The 19,150-nt window shown below is 46.4% G+C and carries 24 protein-coding genes; 23 read left to right on the top strand and 1 reads right to left on the bottom strand.

What is annotated here, in order from left to right; all coding sequences use genetic code 11:
• The first annotated feature begins 108 nt into the window (after positions 1-108).
• From ABEA66_RS00485 to ABEA66_RS00500, 4 genes are read left to right on the top strand one after another with little or no spacing between them, the layout of a single operon-like run.
• Positions 109-903, top strand: coding sequence for a type 2 periplasmic-binding domain-containing protein (locus ABEA66_RS00485; RefSeq protein WP_345585008.1), 795 nt, complete (start codon positions 109-111; stop codon positions 901-903).
• 52 nt (positions 904-955) lie between these two features.
• Positions 956-1,156, top strand: coding sequence for a hypothetical protein (locus ABEA66_RS00490; RefSeq protein WP_345585010.1), 201 nt, complete (start codon positions 956-958; stop codon positions 1,154-1,156).
• A gap of 26 nt (positions 1,157-1,182) precedes the next feature.
• Positions 1,183-1,374, top strand: coding sequence for a hypothetical protein (locus ABEA66_RS00495; protein ID WP_345585012.1), 192 nt, complete (start codon positions 1,183-1,185; stop codon positions 1,372-1,374).
• Between the two features lie 27 nt (positions 1,375-1,401).
• Complete coding sequence (locus ABEA66_RS00500) at positions 1,402-1,764, top strand: hypothetical protein (protein WP_345585014.1); 363 nt, start codon at positions 1,402-1,404, stop codon at positions 1,762-1,764.
• Between the two features lie 347 nt (positions 1,765-2,111).
• Here ABEA66_RS00500 and ABEA66_RS00505 read toward each other — a convergent pair whose 3' ends face one another.
• On the bottom strand, positions 2,112-2,327 hold the full coding sequence (locus ABEA66_RS00505) for a hypothetical protein (RefSeq protein ID WP_345585016.1): 216 nt from the start codon (positions 2,325-2,327) through the stop codon (positions 2,112-2,114).
• 617 nt (positions 2,328-2,944) lie between these two features.
• Here ABEA66_RS00505 and ABEA66_RS00510 point away from each other — a divergent pair.
• The 19 genes from ABEA66_RS00510 (at position 2,945) to ABEA66_RS00600 (ending at position 19,149) form a co-directional block, all read left to right on the top strand.
• Entirely contained in the window at positions 2,945-5,305 is a 2,361-nt protein-coding gene (locus ABEA66_RS00510) for a virulence-associated E family protein (protein ID WP_345585018.1), read from the top strand.
• A gap of 255 nt (positions 5,306-5,560) precedes the next feature.
• On the top strand, positions 5,561-5,848 hold the full coding sequence (locus tag ABEA66_RS00515; protein WP_345585020.1) for a VRR-NUC domain-containing protein: 288 nt from the start codon (positions 5,561-5,563) through the stop codon (positions 5,846-5,848).
• On the top strand, positions 5,838-7,217 hold the full coding sequence (locus tag ABEA66_RS00520) for a DEAD/DEAH box helicase (protein WP_345585022.1): 1,380 nt from the start codon (positions 5,838-5,840) through the stop codon (positions 7,215-7,217). Before ABEA66_RS00515 ends, ABEA66_RS00520 begins: the two co-directional genes overlap by 11 nt.
• On the top strand, positions 7,214-7,480 hold the full coding sequence (locus ABEA66_RS00525) for a hypothetical protein (protein ID WP_345585024.1): 267 nt from the start codon (positions 7,214-7,216) through the stop codon (positions 7,478-7,480). The genes ABEA66_RS00520 and ABEA66_RS00525 overlap by 4 nt, the downstream gene beginning before the upstream one ends.
• 25 nt (positions 7,481-7,505) lie before the next feature.
• Entirely contained in the window at positions 7,506-7,976 is a 471-nt protein-coding gene (locus tag ABEA66_RS00530) for a sigma factor-like helix-turn-helix DNA-binding protein (RefSeq protein WP_345585363.1), read from the top strand.
• 414 nt (positions 7,977-8,390) lie between these two features.
• Entirely contained in the window at positions 8,391-9,140 is a 750-nt protein-coding gene (terS, locus tag ABEA66_RS00535) for a phage terminase small subunit (protein WP_345585026.1), read from the top strand.
• Positions 9,137-10,411 (top strand): PBSX family phage terminase large subunit, encoded by a 1,275-nt coding sequence (locus tag ABEA66_RS00540; RefSeq protein ID WP_345585028.1) that lies wholly within the window; start codon positions 9,137-9,139, stop codon positions 10,409-10,411. The genes terS and ABEA66_RS00540 overlap by 4 nt, the downstream gene beginning before the upstream one ends.
• Before the next feature lie 17 nt (positions 10,412-10,428).
• Entirely contained in the window at positions 10,429-11,880 is a 1,452-nt protein-coding gene (locus tag ABEA66_RS00545) for a phage portal protein (protein WP_345585030.1), read from the top strand.
• Positions 11,877-13,526, top strand: coding sequence for a minor capsid protein (locus tag ABEA66_RS00550; protein ID WP_345585032.1), 1,650 nt, complete (start codon positions 11,877-11,879; stop codon positions 13,524-13,526). The genes ABEA66_RS00545 and ABEA66_RS00550 overlap by 4 nt, the downstream gene beginning before the upstream one ends.
• 232 nt (positions 13,527-13,758) lie before the next feature.
• On the top strand, positions 13,759-14,382 hold the full coding sequence (locus tag ABEA66_RS00555) for a phage scaffolding protein (protein ID WP_345585034.1): 624 nt from the start codon (positions 13,759-13,761) through the stop codon (positions 14,380-14,382).
• Between the two features lie 15 nt (positions 14,383-14,397).
• Positions 14,398-14,769 carry a hypothetical protein gene (locus ABEA66_RS00560; protein ID WP_345585036.1) on the top strand — a complete coding sequence of 124 codons (372 nt, stop codon included), beginning with the start codon at positions 14,398-14,400 and terminating at the stop codon, positions 14,767-14,769.
• Positions 14,770-14,788: 19 nt separating this feature from the next.
• Positions 14,789-15,832 carry a major capsid protein gene (locus ABEA66_RS00565; protein ID WP_345585038.1) on the top strand — a complete coding sequence of 348 codons (1,044 nt, stop codon included), beginning with the start codon at positions 14,789-14,791 and terminating at the stop codon, positions 15,830-15,832.
• A gap of 15 nt (positions 15,833-15,847) precedes the next feature.
• Positions 15,848-16,096, top strand: coding sequence for a hypothetical protein (locus ABEA66_RS00570; RefSeq protein ID WP_345585040.1), 249 nt, complete (start codon positions 15,848-15,850; stop codon positions 16,094-16,096).
• The gene (locus ABEA66_RS00575) at positions 16,083-16,442 is read left to right on the top strand and encodes a phage head-tail connector protein (RefSeq protein ID WP_345585042.1); all 360 of its coding nucleotides are present in this window, start codon (positions 16,083-16,085) and stop codon (positions 16,440-16,442) included. Before ABEA66_RS00570 ends, ABEA66_RS00575 begins: the two co-directional genes overlap by 14 nt.
• 1 nt (position 16,443) lies before the next feature.
• A complete protein-coding gene (locus ABEA66_RS00580; RefSeq protein WP_345585044.1) occupies positions 16,444-16,815 on the top strand; it encodes a hypothetical protein in 372 nt (123 codons plus the stop codon).
• Positions 16,812-17,219, top strand: a complete 408-nt coding sequence (locus tag ABEA66_RS00585) for an HK97 gp10 family phage protein (protein ID WP_345585046.1) — start codon at positions 16,812-16,814, stop codon at positions 17,217-17,219. Before ABEA66_RS00580 ends, ABEA66_RS00585 begins: the two co-directional genes overlap by 4 nt.
• Positions 17,220-17,221: 2 nt before the next feature.
• Positions 17,222-17,647 (top strand): phage tail terminator family protein, encoded by a 426-nt coding sequence (locus ABEA66_RS00590; protein ID WP_345585048.1) that lies wholly within the window; start codon positions 17,222-17,224, stop codon positions 17,645-17,647.
• Positions 17,644-17,832, top strand: coding sequence for a hypothetical protein (locus tag ABEA66_RS00595; RefSeq protein WP_345585050.1), 189 nt, complete (start codon positions 17,644-17,646; stop codon positions 17,830-17,832). Before ABEA66_RS00590 ends, ABEA66_RS00595 begins: the two co-directional genes overlap by 4 nt.
• On the top strand, positions 17,833-19,149 hold the full coding sequence (locus tag ABEA66_RS00600) for a phage tail sheath family protein (RefSeq protein ID WP_345585052.1): 1,317 nt from the start codon (positions 17,833-17,835) through the stop codon (positions 19,147-19,149).
• Position 19,150: the final 1 nt, after the last annotated feature.

The raw sequence follows: 19,150 nt of genomic DNA on the forward strand, positions 1-19,150 counted from the left end.
CCCGTATTTTAACGACATTCCGTGGGAAATCGTATATGACAACAACGGAAAGGTGATCGGTGAGGTTTACGTTATCCCACATCACTTTACACAAAGGGGGAGAATCAGTTGGGAAGAGGTAAATCGTGGACTCCACAGGAAACCGAGTTTCTCCAGGACCGCTGGGGTACTCTCAGCATCAAAGCGATAGCTAAACAGCTTGGGAGAAATATTAATTCAGTCAAGCTGAAAGCCTCAAAAATTGGGTTAGGTGACCCGCGTATGAATTTTGATGGTATCACAGTTTGCCAATTAGGTAAGGCTCTAAATCGAGAATATAGTGTTGTTAAATCGTGGATAAAACGATATAACATGCCGGCGAGGAAAAAGATATTTTGTCAGGAGTCTAGGGTGTTAGTGATTGGTTATGACGAATTTTGGAAATGGGCAGAGCAGCATAAAGAATTGATGAATTTTGCCAAGATGGAGCCTAATACCCTGGGTCCTGAGCCTGCTTGGGTGAAGATAAAGAGAAAGGCTGATAATCAGCGCTCACAACGTACATGGCAATCAACAGCCTGGGAAGCTTGGGAAGATCAGCGGCTGCTTCAATTAGTCAAATTACCTGATACCACCTATCCTGACCTTGCTAAACAATTGAACCGAACGGAGAGCTCTATTCGCCGACGTCTCTACGATTTGAACGTCAAGTTTCGTCCAGTACGTCTTAATAATCATGTGAAATATACAGCCGAACAATTATCAACTCTTATCGAAATGGCCACAGCTGGCTTTGGTTATGAATCTATTGCTGAAGCTCTGGGGCAAGGTAGAAGCGCTAATGGGGTTCGTGGAAAACTTGAACGGATGGGCTTTAATTTTAGAAAGCGACAATTCAGAGATCAATCAGCTTTATCCGTATGAGATTGTTCTCATACAACATATTGAATATTAAGGAACTTGGGAGGATAACGAGATGGCAAAATACAGAGTTTATGGTGTTGTAAGAGCCACTAAATATATTGGGGAATTTGAAGCAGAAACAAAAGAAGCTGCTGAGCAGCTGGCATGGGACAGCGACGAGGCATATTCGTCTGTATGCTATCACTGCTCAAAGCAGGTTGAAGACCCCGAAATTGAACGTCTAGAAGTTGAAGAAATCAAAGAACAATCCTGAATAGGGAAATACATGGGAGGCATTAAATGAACCAATTAGACGTTCTCCTGATTGATATTCGTTTAACCGAAAAGAAGGTCCGAGAAGTAGCAAAAGAGCGAGGAATAAAAATTCGTCGGCACCCTTACAGCGGAATTGATGCTAAATTCCCTGACGGTAAGAAAGTTCACTATTTTGGATGGAAGCACGCTTATAACGAATTGATGAACACCATTTGAATACGGAAATACATGGGAGGTCTAAATATGCCGAGAATTGAAATTGAAGTACGGCAAGTAGGTTCGACAATCGCATGGAAGGAAAAATATGATTGTTCAGTCGATCCACATGAATTTGCACAGTCTATGATCGACAGATTTAACGATACATTGAGGATAAACGAAAATCCGCGTGAGCTTGTGTCGGTAAAAGTGTTGGATGAGAATATGTCCGAGCACGTATGGCGAAAACTAAACAGTTTCACCATCGTCAGAGGTAATCGGGCTTACGATAAGATGCGTTGTGAACGGTGCGGAGTAACTGGGAAACGGCATGGACTTAGCCCTGGAGTTAAACGTGATTCTGAGTACAGAGCAAAAAAATATGAAAAATGCCATGGTCAAGACTGAATAACGAAGGACATGAGCAATCTCATTCCGTTTTCAATATTTTTGAAACACGGTCCACTTTTTGTGCAATGTTCGCGTTCTGATTCAACTTGATGTATTCCCTGAATGCCTCCTGCAGCAGAACACCTTTTTCTTTGTTGGTTACAAATGACCAAGTATTAAGCAAGTCAATAAAGTCATTATCGAATCTGAAGCTGGTAGTTGTCTCTGATTTTGTCATGGTATACCTCAGCGTTGTTTTTAGATGAAATTATACCACATGCAACGGACAAGTTTGAATATTCAGTTGCGCAGTAAACGAAAAGTCGCTTCCAAAGTTAGTTCGAAAGCGACTTTACATTCCTTTTTTACAAATTCAATTCGTTAGACAAATGTTTTCTTAAGGTATCACCATTCGAATATTCCAGTAACCTAGCCATTGAGTAAAAACGAGCGAATATGGAGTCTAGTTTCTCAATGTCTGCTTCTTGTTTGTTTCTCCAGTATAAGGAAGTTAGTTCCATTGCAACATCAAATGCATTTCTCTGGATCGGTGTAGGTTCTACATTAATTTTATCAGCCATGATAATCACCCCTTTCTACCAGTATCTTACTATAAATAGGTAAATGCAGGAATACCTAATGCAGGGGGGGCTATGTGCCGACTTTAAAATTCTTAGCTCTCTCAGCAGTATGGTCCATGGCGAAGTCAAGATAAAAGAAGATTCCGATCATGAGGACCACGAACAATGCTAAAAGGAAAAGGTATTGGGGTATTGTAACTGACCTTTGACGCTGTGTTTTCTTTTTAGCCATAGAAGCCGCCTGTTCTAACAAAATATTAAAATTCATCGTATACGAAATTCGCAAGTCGCTTTTAAATATCGTTCACCATTTATGGTAACTGAAAGCTCAGTCTGAGCCTCGATAAGGCCGCCATAATCAAGTATGCTGCCATTCTGCCAAACGGTAACATTGCTCTTGTTGAAAATGGCTGCTGCGATTTGTTCAGGGGATTCAAGAAGAAATCCGGATTTAAACACCATGCACCTCTTAAATTAGTGGTTATTAGCCCAAGCAAGCACGCTGCCTACTAATGTTAGCACAATTGCTAGATGAAAAAGTTTATTAGACAACATTATAATCACCTCGCACTTATAGTATCAAAATGGGAGTCTTTTGAAAATAAGGAAGTGAAGATATGCACGACATCGAGCTGGATATTAGCTTCGGCAAGCACCGGGCCGACACGAATTGGAAGCCTGAATATTTGACCTGGGAAGAGTTCGTTGACCGGCTGCGAAAGGTGCGGCGGACAGCCGAAACGATGGCTCAGTATGACGCGATGCCTGTTGCCGGCAAAGGGAAGGTCAAGGACGGTCCTGCATTCGTTGGTGGGCTTGTCCGAGGCGGACGGCGTAAGAAGGAGAATGTTGATACCCGCAGCTTGATCACCTTGGACGTAGATCGGGGCGACGCTGATTTCCTATTTACCGTCGAGCTTGTTCTGGGTGGCTGCGCTTTTGTCATTTACTCAACGCACAGTTACAGGCCTCAAAAGCCGAAATATCGGCTGATTGTGCCCACCGATCGGTCCATGAACCCCGATGAGTATGCAGCTGTGAGCCGGAAGCTGGCGGAGCAGGTCGGGATGCAGTACTTCGACAAGACGACGTTCGATGTCCACCGCCTCATGTACTTGCCGAGCTGCAGCAAGGACGCGGAGCCGGTGCTGGAAGTCTACGAAGGCGATCCGCTCGGTGTGGACAGTGTGCTTGCTGAGTATGAGGATTGGCAGGACGTCATGCAGTGGCCCCGGCATGCTGACGACAAAGGCGAGCCTGTGCTTACTGGGAAGAAGGCGCAGGATCCGCGAGAGAAGCATGGGACGATAGGTTTGTTCTGCCGGGCATACACCATCGAGGAGGGTATCGATACCTTCCTGAGTGATATCTACGTCCCAGGGACGATGCCTAACCGTTACACCTATACCGGGGGCACTAGCGGAAACGGGCTCGAGATATATCCGGATCAGGACCTTGCTTATTCGCATCAAGACAGTGACCCAATTGCAGACGGCCGGACGTACAACCTGTTCGACCTGGTCCGTGTTCATAAATTTGGCCATCTGGACGATCACGTCAAAGAGTTCACCCCGGACGCCAAAAAGCCGAGTCATGTGGCGATGGAGCACTTTGCTGCATCACGGCCAGAGGTTAAAAAGCTTGCCATGGTTGAACGGCAGGCGGATTTTGCGGAGATGGCCGAAGCGTTTGACGATGAGGAGGACCCTGAGCCAGAGAGTGATGGCTGGCAGGAGAAGCTTGAGCTCCATCATAAGAGCGGCGCCGTGCTGCCAACTGCCGGCAATGTGGAGCTGATCCTGGAACACGGCGTATGGCGCGGTGTGCTCGCATACGATGCGTTTGGGAATACGGAGGTCATCCGGAGGACGCTGCCATGGCGTGAACGGGAGAGGCCGGGGCGCAGTTATGAGCCATGGCTCGGTGCCGATGATAAACGCCTGCAGCACTGGTTTGCAAAGGTTCACGGCATCAATTCAGCAAAGACCATTCAGAATGCCTTCACGGAGGTAGTTCATCGAAACACGTTTCATCCGATTAAGGCGTTTGTCGAGAGTACTGAATGGGACGGCGTGCAGCGAGCTGAGAGCCTATTTATCGACTACCTGGGCGCGATGGATTCTTTCTATACACGTCAGGCGACACGGAAGATGCTGCTGGCAGCCGTCGCCCGGCTGTATCAGCCAGGCTGCAAATTTGATCAGATGCTGGTCCTTGTTGGACCGCAGGGGGCCGGGAAGAGCTCACTGCTTGCAAAGCTTGGTCGTGAATGGTTTTCAGATTCGCTGCGAACGTTTGAGAATAAAGAGGCCGGGGAGCATCTGCAGAGCGGCTGGATATTCGAGATCGGGGAGCTTTCAGCTATGAAGAAGACGGAGGTCGAAGAGGTCAAGGCGTTCTTGTCCAAGACCGAGGACCGCTACCGGGTGGCATATGACCGGCAGGTCTCGGAGTTTCCGCGGAAGTGCGTTTTCTTCGGAACGACGAATACTAAGGAGTTTTTGAGGGACGCCACCGGAAACCGCCGCTTTTGGCCAATAGAGGTTATGCCGGAACGAGCGAAGCTAAGTCACTGGGACCATCTTAATGAATCGGTTGTGCGGCAAATCTGGGCCGAGGTTTTGTGCTGGTTTAGGGCGGGGGAAACCTTGGAGCTGGATCGCAAGGCACGGGAAGCAGCGGAGCAGCAACAAGCTGCACATATGGAGAGCGACCCGCGGGAAGGCTTGATCATGGAATGGCTTGAAACGCCTATAGAGGATGAATGGGCAGATGAGCAGGATGAGCAGCTGCGGCAGCGGGTCTGTGCGGCCCAGATATGGACCGAATGCCTTGGCAAGAAGAAGGGCGACATGCGGACCTGGGAGGCTAAGGAAATTACGGATATTTTGCGTCGCATCCCGGGGTGGGTAGAGAGAAAGGGCAAGGCTAGGGTGGCGGAATACGGTGTCCAAAAGGTATTTGAAAGGTTGAAGTAAGGTGTTGCCGACCCGTTGCCGATGTTGCCGTAAAGTGTTGCCGATGTTGCCGACCGTTGCCGAGCCACGGCAACATAAAAAGCCAATTATACCAAGGGATTAAGGCCTATGTTGCCAATGTTGCCGTTAATTCCTTAGTAGTAGTAGTAATAATAATTAACCTATATATGGGTAACGGTAATATAGGTTAAATAGCGTTCCTAGCAGTACGTGCGTGAGAGAGGAACAACGGCAACATAGAGAAAGGAGTTTAATATGCGAGAATCTACACTGGAACGACGTCTGGTCCGGGAAGTCAAAGCAATTGGCGGTCTGGCGTTGAAATGGGTCTCTCCTGGAAACCGGGGTGTGCCTGACCGACTTGTCATCCTTCCTCGTGGCCGGACGCTGTATGTCGAGATGAAGGCACCGGGAAAACCACTACAGCCTTTGCAAGAAAAATGGGCCCATTCCCTTCAGGGGTTAGGGCATCAAGTATATAAAATCGATTCAAACGATGATATAGATCGTTTTATTGCCGAGGTGAGCAAGAGTGGATTATAAGCCGCACCAATATCAGGAATACGCGACGGAGCGGATCCTGGATACGAATTTCATAGCCCTCTTGCTAGAAATGGGTTTGGGCAAAACAGTATCAACTCTGACGGCTATCGACAAATTGCTGAACGACTACTTTGACGCCCAGCGGGTGCTGGTCATCGCCCCGCTGCGGGTGGCAGATGATACTTGGGCTCGAGAGGTTGAGAAATGGGATCACCTGCAGCATTTACGGATATCGAAAGTGCTGGGAAGTGTGGACGTCCGGCGAAAGGCACTGAAGGCTGACGCCGACATCTATATCATTAACCGGGAGAACGTTGAATGGCTGGTGGGGGAGTATGGTAGCAAGTGGCCTTTTGACACTGTCGTTATCGACGAGCTGAGCAGCTTTAAAAACCCACAAGCAAAACGGTTCCGGGCACTTCGGAGAGTAAGGCCGATGATGAAACGGGTGATCGGTTTGACCGGCACGCCGGCGCCGAACAGTCTTATGGACCTTTGGCCGCAAATCTACCTCCTGGATCAAGGTGAACGGCTGGGAAAAACAATAACTGGCTTCCGGGATCGATACTTTAATCCAGGGGCTCGAAGTGGACATGTCGTTTACGAGTGGAAAGAGAAAAAAGAGGCTGAGGAGCGAATTTACGAGGCGATTAGTGATATTGCCGTGAGCATGAAAGCAGAGGATTGGCTCGAGCTGCCTGAACGGATTGATCGTTCTATTGCCATTAGGCTAACGCCTCAGGCCCAGCAGCTGTACAAAAAGCTTGAAAGGGACTTGCTTCTGCCTTATGCAGATGCGGACGTTGTAGCTAATACTGTAGCGGTATTGTCTAATAAGCTGCTACAAATGGCATCCGGAGCTGTCTATGACGAGGAGCGAGGAGTCAAGGAAATTCATGAAGCTAAGCTGGATGCGTTGGAGGATATCATTGAGGCGGCACAAGGGAAGCCAGTTATGGTGTTTTATAATTTCAAGCATTCCTTGGAGCGGATCCAGAAACGATTCCCACAAGCACGTATCCTGCGAAAAGGTAGAGACGGGAACGAGGACATCCGGGCATGGAACAATGACGAAATACCGCTTCTGTTGCTGCATCCGAAAAGCGCCGGTCATGGACTTAATCTTCAGGAGTCGAGCTGCCAAACGGTTGTATGGTACGACCAGATCTGGAGCCTTGAGGAGGACCAACAGGCGAATGCCCGGGTTCATCGGCAGGGGCAGACACGACGGATTGTTGTCATGCGGCTTGTGGCCGAGGGTACCATGGATGAGGAGGCAGTGGCGGCGCTAGAGCGGAAAGCGGCTGGACAGGATGCGCTGATGGATGCGGTGAAAGCCCGGATAGAGAAAGTGAGGAGATCATCATGAATCCAATTTTCAAACGTAAATTGCGGCAGTTCATGCAAAGAACCACAGACGAAAAGTTTTGGGACACGATGAACTTTATTCATAACCAGGCCTACCAGTTAGGACGGAAGCATGCAAGAGAAGCAATAGAGTGTCATCCGAAGATCAGTAAGCGAATGGCTGAAGAGGTCGATGCTAAAGCGGATGAAATTCGCGAGACCTGGGATGGCCTTCATGAAGTATCCGTTGATCTAACCGATATTTCTACCTTGGAAAAGCATTGAGCAGCAGGAGGTGCATCATGTGGAAATGTGGACTGAGGGACTGATTAAACAATATTCGAACAGCATGAGGGAGCTGGAGAAGTATCGCGACACACTTGATGAGGATGACTTAGAGCAGCAAAACGAACATAAAGTGGTCGAAGAAATGATTTCCGACATGCGTTTCGCTATCGAATGGATGCGGAAAGGCCGGCGGCCATATGCACGCAGAGGTGTTGATATCAAGGACGCTTATAGCCGATCGATCTTGATGGATATGGATCTGCTGCCGAAGGAGGAGCCGGAGCCTGAGAGAGAACTGTCTGTAACCCTGGAGGAGAAAAAGGCTTTGGTTAATATCATGTTGAAGCTCTCACCCCGGGAACGCCAATGTTACCTGCTGCATATGGCTCAGGGGCTGAGTTTAACAGAGATCGCTAAAGAATTGAAGCTGAAAAAGCGATCCGTTCAAGATTACGTAGACAGGGCCAAATCCAAGGTGGCACAAGCGATTTGAGCGTTCTTGCCGTACGATTGCCGTACGAAATGGCAGTATATATAGGGGAGTAAATTTCGACTCCGGTAGCGGTGGATACCGCAACCAATGAAACCGGTTATTGATCGATTCGGCCTGTGGCGCTTGCTGCAGGCTTTCCCTTTGCATAAACGATGTATAATTTATCAGAAAATGTGTTTACAATCGCAAACAACGTAAAAATCGCTTTTTACAGAAATGGCGTATTTATGCGGTTTTCGAGGTATATGCATAAATGATGAATAAATGCTTGATTAATAAATAGCTTGAAAATGGCTTAATGGTGCGGCTTTCAGCACGGCGACTGAAAAGTACATATTCATAAAATAAGGGATTTTGTACATAAGTCTTTGCATAAATGATGCATAGACTTATTCCGGAGGTGGGTGATATGTAGTGGCTAGGGAACGTAGTCCAGCGCGTGAGACAGCGGAGAAAATGTATATCGATAGTGGCGGCAGCATGAAGCTAAGAGACATCGCCTCCGAGCTTGGTCTAGGTGATACCCAGATCCGGAAATGGAAAAGCATTGATCGATGGGACGATAAGCTTACAGGTAACGTTACCGTTGCTGGCAATAGTAACGTTACCAATCCGCCGAAGAAACGTGGCGCTCCCCTTGGCAGTAAAAACGCTTTGGGTAATCGAGGCGGCAAAGGCGGGCCGCCAAAGAATAGCAATGCTGTAAAACACGGCTTCTTTCAAAGATATTTCCCTCCAGAAACAGTCGAGATCATGGAGCAGATCGAAACAAGCTCCCCGCTGGACATTCTCTGGGATAACATAGTGATTCAATATACGGCAATCATACGGGCCCAGCAAATTATGTACGTCCGGGACCAGGACGATAAGACGACGACAAAGATTGAAGAGAAATCGGGCAATGTCATCGGAGAGCGCTGGGAAGTGCAGCAGGCTTGGGACAAACAGTCTAACTTCCTGCAGGCTCAGAGCCGGGCAATGACGACGCTGCAGGGCCTGATCAAGCAATATGATGAGCTGCTGAAAACAGATCTAGCCACGAAGGAGCAAAAACTTCGTATCGCCAAGATCAAAGGCGAGGTTGCCCTGCTGGATCAGAAGGCTAATAAAGACGACAATAAGCCGATCGAGATCCGCATTGTCCGAAAAGGTGAGCGGCCATGATCGAAAAAGAGGTAAACCCGCATTTCGAAGATTTTTTGTTCGACTGGAATCAAAAATTTTATTTCCTGGTAGGCGGTTACGGTTCCTCTAAAAGTTATCATGTTGGTCTGAAGCTCATCCTCAAGCTGCTGGAGGAAAAGCGGACAGCACTTGTCGTCCGGGAGGTATATGACACCCACCGAGATTCGACATACTCGCTCTTGGAAGAGATCATCATTGATTTAGGGCTTGAAGGCGTTGTACGGCCCGTTACATCCCCGATTCAGATTCGGTTCCCTAACGGCTCGAAGATTATTTTCAAAGGGATGGATAAGCCGGCTAAACTCAAGTCGATCAACAATGTATCGATCATTTGGGTGGAAGAGTGTTCAGAGGTAAAGTATGAAGGGTTCAAGGAGCTCCTGGGGCGCCTACGACATCCGACACTACAGCTGCATATGCTACTGTCCACGAACCCAGTAGGAGAGGACAATTGGACGTTTAAACATTTCTTCAAGGACGAATTGAATAAGCGTTTTATTTTGGATGACGAGGAATTGTATAGAAATCGGACCATGGTTGTAGGTGACACCTATTATCACCATTCTTTGGCCGATGACAATTTATTCCTTCCTGAGAGTTACATCAAGCAGCTTGAAGAAATGAAAGAATATGACCCTGACCTTTACCGGATTGCGCGGAAAGGTCGTTTTGGCGTGAACGGGGTTAAGGTGCTGCCACAGTTTGTAGAGTGGCCTCATGCCGATGTGATGGAGGCAATAGGACGGATCCGCAAGCCGATTAGGCGAGCAGGCATGGACTTTGGGTTTGAGGAATCCTACAATGCGCTGCTACGGCTGGCAGTCGATCATGATGCCAAAATCCTATACATCCATTGGGAGTATTACAAAAACAAGATGACCGATGACAGGACGGCAGAAGAAATTACGGAGTTTAAGGATACAGGCGAGCTGATCCGAGCGGATAGTGCAGAGCCGAAGACGATCAAATACTTCCGGCAAAAAGGATTCAATATGCGTCCAGCCAAAAAGTTCCAGGGTTCGCGCCTCCAATATACCAAGAAAGTGAAGCGGTTTAAGAAGATCATTTGCTCTGACCGCTGCTTGAATACAATTCGTGAACTGAAGAATTTGACATACAAGACGGATAAGCTGGGGAACATCATCCCTGATGAATTCAGCTTGGATCCACATACGTTCTCGGCTATTTGGTATGCCTTGGACGATTATGAGGTGTCTGATCTGAAAGGTGGAGCGATTTCATTTGAGTGAGGAAGGAGGGTACGATATTGACATCAGAAATGCAGACGATCACAGAGATCATCAAAGCCGGTGCTGCATCTGCTATGGGGCTAAAAGAAATCATCCAGCAGGAAATCGGTGATTGGAAAGCGTCACAGCGACGAAAACTGATGCTTACCGGGCAAAGATACTATGAGTTTGAAAACGATATTTCGAAACGTAAGCGCCTGACGATTGGCGAAGGTGGAGTGGAAATTGAAGCGACGAACCTGGCGAACAACAAGCTGCCACATGGTTTTGTGCGAAAGCTGGTTGATCAGAAGGTGGGGTATCTTCTTTCAAAGCCCATGAGTATTCAAACCAAAAATCAGACGTATTCAGACTTGTTAGGGGATTTTTTCAATAAGTCTTTTTTGCGTCTGTTTCAGAGTTTAGGACGGGAAGCAATTAATAAAGGTATCGCTTGGCTGCATATTTACTATAACCCTGAAGGAAAGTTATCTTTTAAGAAAATCCCTTCGGAGGAGTGCATCCCATTATGGCGAGATGCTGCCCATACAGAACTTGATGCGCTCATAAGGGTTTATGAGGTTGAGGCATATGAAGGTCGTACCAAGAAGGCGATTACCAAGGTTGAGTTCTGGGATACTTCAGGGGTGCAACGATTCGTCCAGGATGGCAGCGGATTAGTGCCGGATGTGGAAATTGGAGACTTTAGCTCACATTTTAAAGTCATTGATGGGGAAAATAAGGAAGTGTCGCTTAATTGGGAACGGGTTCCGTTCATCGGCTTCAAGTACCATGAGGATGAGTTGCCATTACTTAAGTTTATTCAGCCGCTTGTGGATGATTATGACAACAAAAAATCTGACAACTCGAACAATCTTGAAGACTTGCCTAATAGCATCTATGTCATAAAAAACTATGACGGTCAAGATTTAGGCGAATTCCGGCGCAATCTATCCGTTTACCGTGCTGTAAAAGTAACTGAAGATGGTGGGCTTGATTCGATATCCTTAACGATCGATACCGAAGCTTATAAGACGCACATGGAAATGAACCGGAAAGATATTTACGAGTTTGGTCGGGGCGTTGATACCCAAAGCGATAAATTCAACGGCGACCCAAGTGGTATTGCTCTTAAATTTCTTTACGCTGATCTGGATATGGATGCTAATGACATTGAAACAGAGTTTCAGGCAAGCCTGGAGCAGCTTTTGTGGTTTATCGATATTCACCTATTAAATACCGGTGCCGGGGACTTTTCCAAAGACGCTGTAGAATTTATCTTTAACCGGGACATCATGATCAATGAGTCATCGATCATCTCAGATATCAAGAATAGCGTCGGAATCGTATCTGACGAAACGCTAGTGGCGAATCATCCATATGTAACAGATGTACAAGAAGAGCTTAAGCGAAGACAGAAAGAACAGGAAGCGCCGATTGAGGGCAAGCAGGATTATGGAGGCATGCCTCAACCGGACGGTGCAACATGAAGTCAGCGGAATACTGGGCAAAACGGATGGAGAACCTCAACGAGGCGCAGCTGGCTAAAGGTGAATCGTATATCAAAAACATGAATGCCGAATATGAAAAGGCCATGGCATCCATTCAGAAGGATATTCAAGTGTTTTATCAGCGATTCGCTAAAAATAATGAGGTGGATCTCGCTACAGCTCGCCAAATGCTTTCAGCAGGTCAATTAAAAGAGTTCAAGTGGTCCGTTGAAGAGTATATCCAAAAGGGTAGAGAAAACGCTATTGACCAGCGTTGGATGAAGGAATTGGAGAACGCTAGCATCAGAGTGCGTATGAGCCGTTTAGAGGCGCTACTGCTGCAGATGAGGCAACAGGTCGAATTGCTCTCCGCAAAGCACCAGACGGGGACGCAGCTCGTTCTCGGTGATATTTACAAGGATAACTACTACCGTTCGATATTCGAGTTACAAAAGGGCAAAGGGCTTGGGTCTTCATTCGCAAAGTTAGACACTCGTCAGACAGAGAGTTTGCTCGCGACACCCTGGGCGCCTGATGGCAAGAATTTTAGTGCACGGATATGGGAGGATCGGACAAAACTTGTTGCTGAGCTCCGGACTCATCTGGTGCAAGGGCTTATCCGTGGGGATTCGTCAGATAAGATCATCTCAGCATTATCCGAACGTATGGGAGTTTCCCGCTCCTCTGCAGCTCGCCTAGTAATGACGGAATCGGCGTATTTTTCTGGTCAGTCCAGGCTAGAGGCTTACAAAGAAATGAGCGTGGAGGAATACAAATTCACGGCCACGCTGGACCTAAAGACCTCTTCAAAATGCCGAGGTATGGACGGTAAGGTATTTCAGATCAGTGAGGCGCAGGTTAATGTCAATTACCCACCGCTTCATGCGCACTGTCGCTCAACCACGATACCGAACTATGAAGGTAACGTGGGGGAACGGGCAGCGCGTGATGAGGACGGCAAGACTTACGAGGTTCCTGGTGACATAACGTATACAGAGTGGGAAAAGACACATGTTAACGGCGCGGTTGAAGAACCTGCTGGGGGAGGTTTCAATCGTAGATTTAATCCGAAAGCAGCGTATCATGTTGATTTACCCCAGATGCCTGAGCAGGTTATTGAGACCATTACGGAAGTGAATCGCAGTATTGCTCGACAAGGATACAAAGAGGGTAAGGAAATCATGGTTATTTTAGATTCAAGAGGAACTGAGCTTGGAAGAGCTACTGGTGAAATAAATAAAGTCCAGTTTACTCAAGAAATCCATGACACATTGCTTGAAGCGCCAAACCATTCGGTAACCTTAACCCATAATCATCCTAGAGGAACGAGAATTAACGTCAAGGATATTCGCAACTTCTCTTTTTACCCGTCTTTAAAAAACATTTTGGCTGTTGGCCATGATGGGGGAGTATCTTATGTATCCACAGCGGAGAACATGGTAGATAGAGTGGTATTCCAAGAGGTTATGCTCCGTTTAGGGAAAGAGGTAACGGATATCTTACAAAATAGTAAAGAGTATGCTATGATGTCTGCAACAGCTAAAAGCGAATATTTTGATTTTCAGCTTTTGCAAGCCATAGTAAAAGAATTGGGGTGGGAATATGGAGAAGAATTCGGGGAAGCAAAATCAGATCGGCGGTTTTGACGAAAGCTATCTTGATGATTTGGACCCAAATGATCCCGATTTTTTAAAGAAGTATTTCGAGAAGGTACTAGGGCCTGTCGAAGAAACTAAAAAGGATAAAGAATAAAGCACTTTCCGTAAAAAGGATGGTGCTTTTTTATTTACAGCCGTTTCGGTACTGTCGGCGTTAAAGAACAGGACATCACTGGCCGAGACCAGGATAAAAAACGAAGATGAATGGAGGACATCCAACATGAATAAAGAGCAATTTCTGGCATTAGGCCTTACCGAAGAGCAGGCAACGAAAGCCGCAGCCGCTTCTCAGGATGAGTTGAAAAGTTACATCCCGAAAACTAGGTTTGATGAGGTGAATGAAGCTAAGAAGCAAGCCGAGGATAGCTTGAGGGATCGGGACAAGCAGCTGGAGGATTTAAAGAAGACTGCCGGCGACAGCGCCGTCCTACAGGAGCAGATCACGAAGCTTCAAGCCGATAACAAAGCGGCATCAGATAAGTACGAAGCGGATATGAAGGAGCTTCGATTAGGTACCGCAATTAAGTTGTCCCTATCCGGACAAGTACATGACCCTGATATCGTTACTAGCCTCTTGGATAAAACGAAAATCGAATTGGACGATAGCGGAGCTGTTAAAGCCGGTTTGGAAGATCAATTAAAAGCCCTGCGCGAGAGCAAGGCTTTTTTGTTTGCGGAAAAACAGGATGGCAAGCAAAAGTTCTTCGGCGCAAACCCGATAGACGGCAAAGGCAAGGGTTCAGGAAATGAAGACAAGACGGATAACTTTGGTAAACGCCTTGCCGATATGAACGCGAAGCAAGGAGAGGGCTTGGATAAAGCCAGAGAGTCATATTTCCAATAAGGAGGGCAAGTCATAATGAGTAAATTCATTGAAACATCGTATACAAACAAGAAAGAGATCCTGAAATTTCCCGACCATTATGTTGCGCTGGCAGTTACGGTTGATGATGCGGGTATCACGGCTAATGCAGAAGGTAAAAAGATTGTGCCGGCTGGCACTATTGTGGGCAATAGCATTCTGTCTGACCCGACGAAAAAGGCAAAAAAGGCAGTCACTACGACGGGAGTTTCTAATGCTGAGGGCGTGCTTCTGAATGATACGGATGTTACCTATGGTCCCGCAGCCGGCGCAATGGTGATTCACGGTTTTATCGATTTGAATAAGATCCCAACGGCTCCAGCTACTGAAGAAATTGCAGCGTTGAGACAAATCACATTTTTGAAGTAAGAGAGGAGATACGAAAAATATGCCTACTATTTTTGATTTGGTTAATGCTAAGAGCATTGCAACCTATTACGACACGAACACTTCGAATGCAATCCCCTATTTGGGAGCGACCTTGTTCCCTGCCAAGAAGCAACTGGGGCTGGACCTAAAATGGATCAAGGGTTCTAAGGGCTTGCCCGTTGCTTTGATGCCTTCTGAATTTGATGCTAAAGCGACATTGCGTGATCGCATCGGGTTCAAAAAAGTTGAGACGGAAATGCCGTTTTTCCGTGAAGCCATGCGGATTGGCGAAAAGGAACGTCAAGAATTAAACCGTTTAGCTGCTTCAGAGAATGAAAGTTATTTAATGCCGCTTATCAATAACATCTATGACGATGTGACTAACCTGGTCAACGGTGCACTGGTTAACCCGGAGCGCATGATCATGCAATTGTTGTCTACCGGAAAAATTTCCATCGTGGCGAACCGCCTGAACTACGACTACGATTACAAAATGCCAGCCAACCATAAGGTTACTCTAACCGGTACGGATAAGTGGAGCGACCCAACAGCAAATATCGTGGGCGACATTAAAACCTGGCAGGATACGGTTGAGGACGATACAGGAGTAAGGCCAGTTAATGCAATTTGTACTCGTAAAACGTGGAATTACATCCTTGCTAACAATGGAATTAAACTGGATATGAACCCTTTAGGCGGTCAAAACATTATCATGACGGATGCTTTGATGAAACAGTATCTGCAAAACAAACTTGGTCTATCAGTTGCGGTGTACAATAAAAAATTCGCGCTGCAGGACGGCAGCAGTAATTTGTTCTTCCCAGATGATTATTTCACTCTTATTCCTGACGGAACGTTGGGCAATACGTATTTCGGAACAACTCCAGAGGAAAGTGACCTGATGAGCGGCAGCACGGCAGCCGAAGTGTCTATCGTAAATACGGGTGTGGCCATCACAACCATTAAGGAGCCGCATCCGGTTAACGTTGAGACTGTTGTATCTGCAATTACGATGCCAAGCTTTGAACGTATCGATAATATTTTCATCGCCAAGGTTAACTAAGGAAGGGTGATTAGGTTGACTCAGAAAAAAAATGACGAAATTTCAAAAAATGATAACCCGAAAGTAGAAACCCCAGAAGAGGAAACCCCAGAAGAGGAAACCCCAGAAGAGGAAACGACCAAACAGGTTGAATTAATCGAGAATATCAAATATCGAGGCAAGTACTACGCATCTGGAACGGTGCTTGATATTCAACCAAACGATTACGAAAGCCTGATGAAAGATGGCGTGATCCGGACGGAGTCCGACGATGATGACGAATGATCTGTATGACCCGTATTTGATCAAACTAAAGTCGCTTCTGGGTATTGGGCCAGGAGATATCAGTAAGGACGACCGCCTCTTATTTGCGATCGAGACGGTCGTCCAGGGTGTGATGTCTTACTGTAATATCACAGAGATTCCTCCAGCTTTGGTAAATACCGTTGTTCTTATAGCGAAGGATTACGACAAATCACAGAACCCGGAAGAGACGTCGCAAATGGTGCAAAGTGTAAAACGCGGGGATGTACAAACCACTTTTTTTAACTCCGGGTCCGGCGGTCCTGGGGCATCGTTTGTACAAGCTTATTCGAAACAATTGAATGCCTTTCGGAAACTGAGGTGGTGACATGCCATTTGGTAACGTGGCAGCCGAACGTGCTGCGCTTGAATGGACCTACGACGGTCTTTGTACTGTTTCTGAGTTTAAACCTGTGAAAGACCCTAAGAACGGCGCAATGCGGCAACAGAGCGTTGTAGTGTTGGAGAATCAGCCCTGCGCGCTGTCGCAGTCATCACTCCCAGCTGCCTATAAGACAGATACGGACAACGCTTTGGACTATGATGCTAAATTGTTCATTTCCTCTGACGTGACGATCAAGGCAGGCAGTAACATTCGAGTGGTTCAAGACGGCATGGATTATGAATTTGAACAAACCGGGGAACCATTTCGATATCCTACCCATCAAGAAATCAAGCTGAAACGGAAAGCTCGGGCATGAGTCAATTTGGCGATTTTAATTTCCAAGAATTGCAGGACCTTCAAAATAATTTACAGCAGATGAAGAAAGCTATTCCGGGATTTTATGAAGGTTGTCTAAAGGAACTCGCTGGCCGGCTTTTAGCGAAGGCGATTGCTAGAACTCCTGTAGGGGACACCGGGAATCTCCGAAAGGGGTGGACCATAGGTCCGATTCAAAAAAATGGGTCTGAATATCAAATCGAAGTTATTAATCCAGTCGAATATTCAAAGTATGTTGAGTTTGGACACCGGACCAGGAATCATACCGGTTGGGTAGAAGGCCGATTTATGCTTACGATTTCTGAGAATGAATTGAGGCGAGAGATGAACGCCATCATGGAACGTAAATTTGAACAATTCATCAAGCGGTATTTGGGGTGGTGACGTTGACCAATGAGGATGTAAAAAACGGGATACTTAAGCAGCTAGATGCATTAGGATTGGACATTCCACTATATGATGAACGAATCAAGCAGGGCTTTCAGGAGCCTGCTTTTTTTGTTCTTTTACTGAACAGCAATCAAACACGAGAGGTAGACCGAAGATATAGGCGCAAGCTGCTCTTCGACATTCATTATTTTCCGGATCCCATTAGCCCTGTAAAAGTAGCATGCAACTCGGTGGCAGAGCAGCTGTATGAGTTTCTGGAGTATATAGAATGGGATGGGAACCGTTACCGCGGCTTCGATATGCATCATGAAATTGTGGATGACGTGCTTCATTTCTTTATCAGCTTTGAGGTTTTTATGATCAAACAAAAACCAGTTGAAGTGAAAATGCAGCATTTGAAACAGGAGGAACGGCTTATATGAGTATTAAAGAAAAAAATAATGAAACTGCAGCTCCGGAGTATACTAAGCAACAGTTTTTGGAATCTTCGGTGTTCACTGCACAACAAAAAGATGTATTGCATGCGCTACTGCTAAACGGGGAAACGTACACCATCGAGCAAGTCACGCAAAAGGTAAAGGAATTTGCAGGGAAGGTGGCAAACTAGATGGCTGGAGGAACATGGACAACCCAAAATAAAGACCGAGCTGGGGTATACATTAATTTTGTGGGTCAAGGCAAACCTGCAGGCACAGTTGGTGACCGAGGTGTTATGACAATGCCATTAGCACTTAGCTGGGGGCCACCAAAGCAAATGTTTGAGATTCATGCGGGAGACGACGTGTCTAAGCAGCTCGGGTATGACTTAACGGCACCGCAACTATTGTTGATTAAGGAATCGCTGAAAAGGGCTAAGACTTTACAACTTTACCGTTTGAATGACGGTGTTAAAGCCAAGGCTACAGTAGGCACCTTAACTTCAACGGCTCAATACAGCGGAGTTCGAGGAAATGATCTTTCCATAGTGGTTCAAAAAAATATTGATGATGTAACGAAATATGATGTAAAGACAATGGTGTCTACCACGATCACAGATATTCAGACGGTGTCTGACATCACTGGTTTACAAGCTAATGATTGGATTGTTTTTAGTGGCGCGGGCGCATTGACTGAAACTGCCGGAACAAAGTTATCAGGTGGAGCGGATGGGGCTGTTACAAATCAGGACCATATGGATTATTTAGCGGCTGCAGAACTATTCGACTTTCAAACAATTGCGTTGCCATCCACGGATAACACGCTGAAATCTATTTACACAGCCTTTGTACGTCGACTTAGAGAAGAGGAAGGCAAAAAGATACAAGTGGTGGTAGAAAATTACCCTACGGCGGATTATGAGGGGGTCATCAGTGTTAAAAACGGAGTCGTTCTCTCCGACGGGACAAAATTAACAGCTGCGCAGGCTACGGCTTGGGTAGCCGCTGCAACAGCCGCGGCGCAGATGAATGAGTCTCTTACTTATGATGCCTATGATGACGCTATCGATGTCGAGCCCAGATATACAAATACTCAAATCGTTGCATCCATTAAAAAGGGTGAATTTTTATTTACACCGAGCCAGGGTAAGGCAAAAGTCGAAGTAGATATTAATACCTTTACCAGCTTCGCACCAACAAAAGGGAAGGAATTCAGAAAGAATCGAGTGATCCGAGTACTTGATGGAATTAACAATGATTTCAAGCGGATCTTTGAGTCGTTCTATGTCGGAAAAGTCGATAACAACACCGATGGAAGAAGCTTACTTCGTGGCGAGTGTAATTCATACATGAGTGCCCTACAAGGAACAAACGCGATTCAAAACTTTGATTCACAAACAGATGTGGTCGTGCTTAAGGGCAACGAGACCGACAGCGTGTATGTCGAAGTCGGTGTGCAGCCGGTCGATTCCATCGAGAAAATCTATATGAAAGTGACGGTGGAGTAAC

The organism is Paenibacillus vulneris, from assembly GCF_039543185.1.
GTDB classification, from domain to species: Bacteria; Bacillota; Bacilli; order Paenibacillales; family NBRC-103111; genus Paenibacillus_S; species Paenibacillus_S vulneris.

Excerpts from the sequence above, each read along its gene's own strand:
- ABEA66_RS00490 (WP_345585010.1), top strand. The coding sequence starts at position 956 with ATGGCAAAATACAGAGTTTATGGTGTTGTAAGAGCCACTAAATATATT.
- ABEA66_RS00495 (WP_345585012.1), top strand. The coding sequence starts at position 1,183 with ATGAACCAATTAGACGTTCTCCTGATTGATATTCGTTTAACCGAAAAG.
- ABEA66_RS00500 (WP_345585014.1), top strand. The coding sequence starts at position 1,402 with ATGCCGAGAATTGAAATTGAAGTACGGCAAGTAGGTTCGACAATCGCA.
- ABEA66_RS00505 (WP_345585016.1), bottom strand. The coding sequence starts at position 2,327 with ATGGCTGATAAAATTAATGTAGAACCTACACCGATCCAGAGAAATGCA.
- ABEA66_RS00510 (WP_345585018.1), top strand. The coding sequence starts at position 2,945 with ATGCACGACATCGAGCTGGATATTAGCTTCGGCAAGCACCGGGCCGAC.
- ABEA66_RS00515 (WP_345585020.1), top strand. The coding sequence starts at position 5,561 with ATGCGAGAATCTACACTGGAACGACGTCTGGTCCGGGAAGTCAAAGCA.
- ABEA66_RS00525 (WP_345585024.1), top strand. The coding sequence starts at position 7,214 with ATGAATCCAATTTTCAAACGTAAATTGCGGCAGTTCATGCAAAGAACC.
- ABEA66_RS00530 (WP_345585363.1), top strand. The coding sequence starts at position 7,506 with ATGTGGACTGAGGGACTGATTAAACAATATTCGAACAGCATGAGGGAG.
- ABEA66_RS00540 (WP_345585028.1), top strand. The coding sequence starts at position 9,137 with ATGATCGAAAAAGAGGTAAACCCGCATTTCGAAGATTTTTTGTTCGAC.
- ABEA66_RS00550 (WP_345585032.1), top strand. The coding sequence starts at position 11,877 with ATGAAGTCAGCGGAATACTGGGCAAAACGGATGGAGAACCTCAACGAG.
- ABEA66_RS00555 (WP_345585034.1), top strand. The coding sequence starts at position 13,759 with ATGAATAAAGAGCAATTTCTGGCATTAGGCCTTACCGAAGAGCAGGCA.
- ABEA66_RS00560 (WP_345585036.1), top strand. The coding sequence starts at position 14,398 with ATGAGTAAATTCATTGAAACATCGTATACAAACAAGAAAGAGATCCTG.
- ABEA66_RS00565 (WP_345585038.1), top strand. The coding sequence starts at position 14,789 with ATGCCTACTATTTTTGATTTGGTTAATGCTAAGAGCATTGCAACCTAT.
- ABEA66_RS00575 (WP_345585042.1), top strand. The coding sequence starts at position 16,083 with ATGATGACGAATGATCTGTATGACCCGTATTTGATCAAACTAAAGTCG.
- ABEA66_RS00580 (WP_345585044.1), top strand. The coding sequence starts at position 16,444 with ATGCCATTTGGTAACGTGGCAGCCGAACGTGCTGCGCTTGAATGGACC.
- ABEA66_RS00585 (WP_345585046.1), top strand. The coding sequence starts at position 16,812 with ATGAGTCAATTTGGCGATTTTAATTTCCAAGAATTGCAGGACCTTCAA.
- ABEA66_RS00595 (WP_345585050.1), top strand. The coding sequence starts at position 17,644 with ATGAGTATTAAAGAAAAAAATAATGAAACTGCAGCTCCGGAGTATACT.
- ABEA66_RS00600 (WP_345585052.1), top strand. The coding sequence starts at position 17,833 with ATGGCTGGAGGAACATGGACAACCCAAAATAAAGACCGAGCTGGGGTA.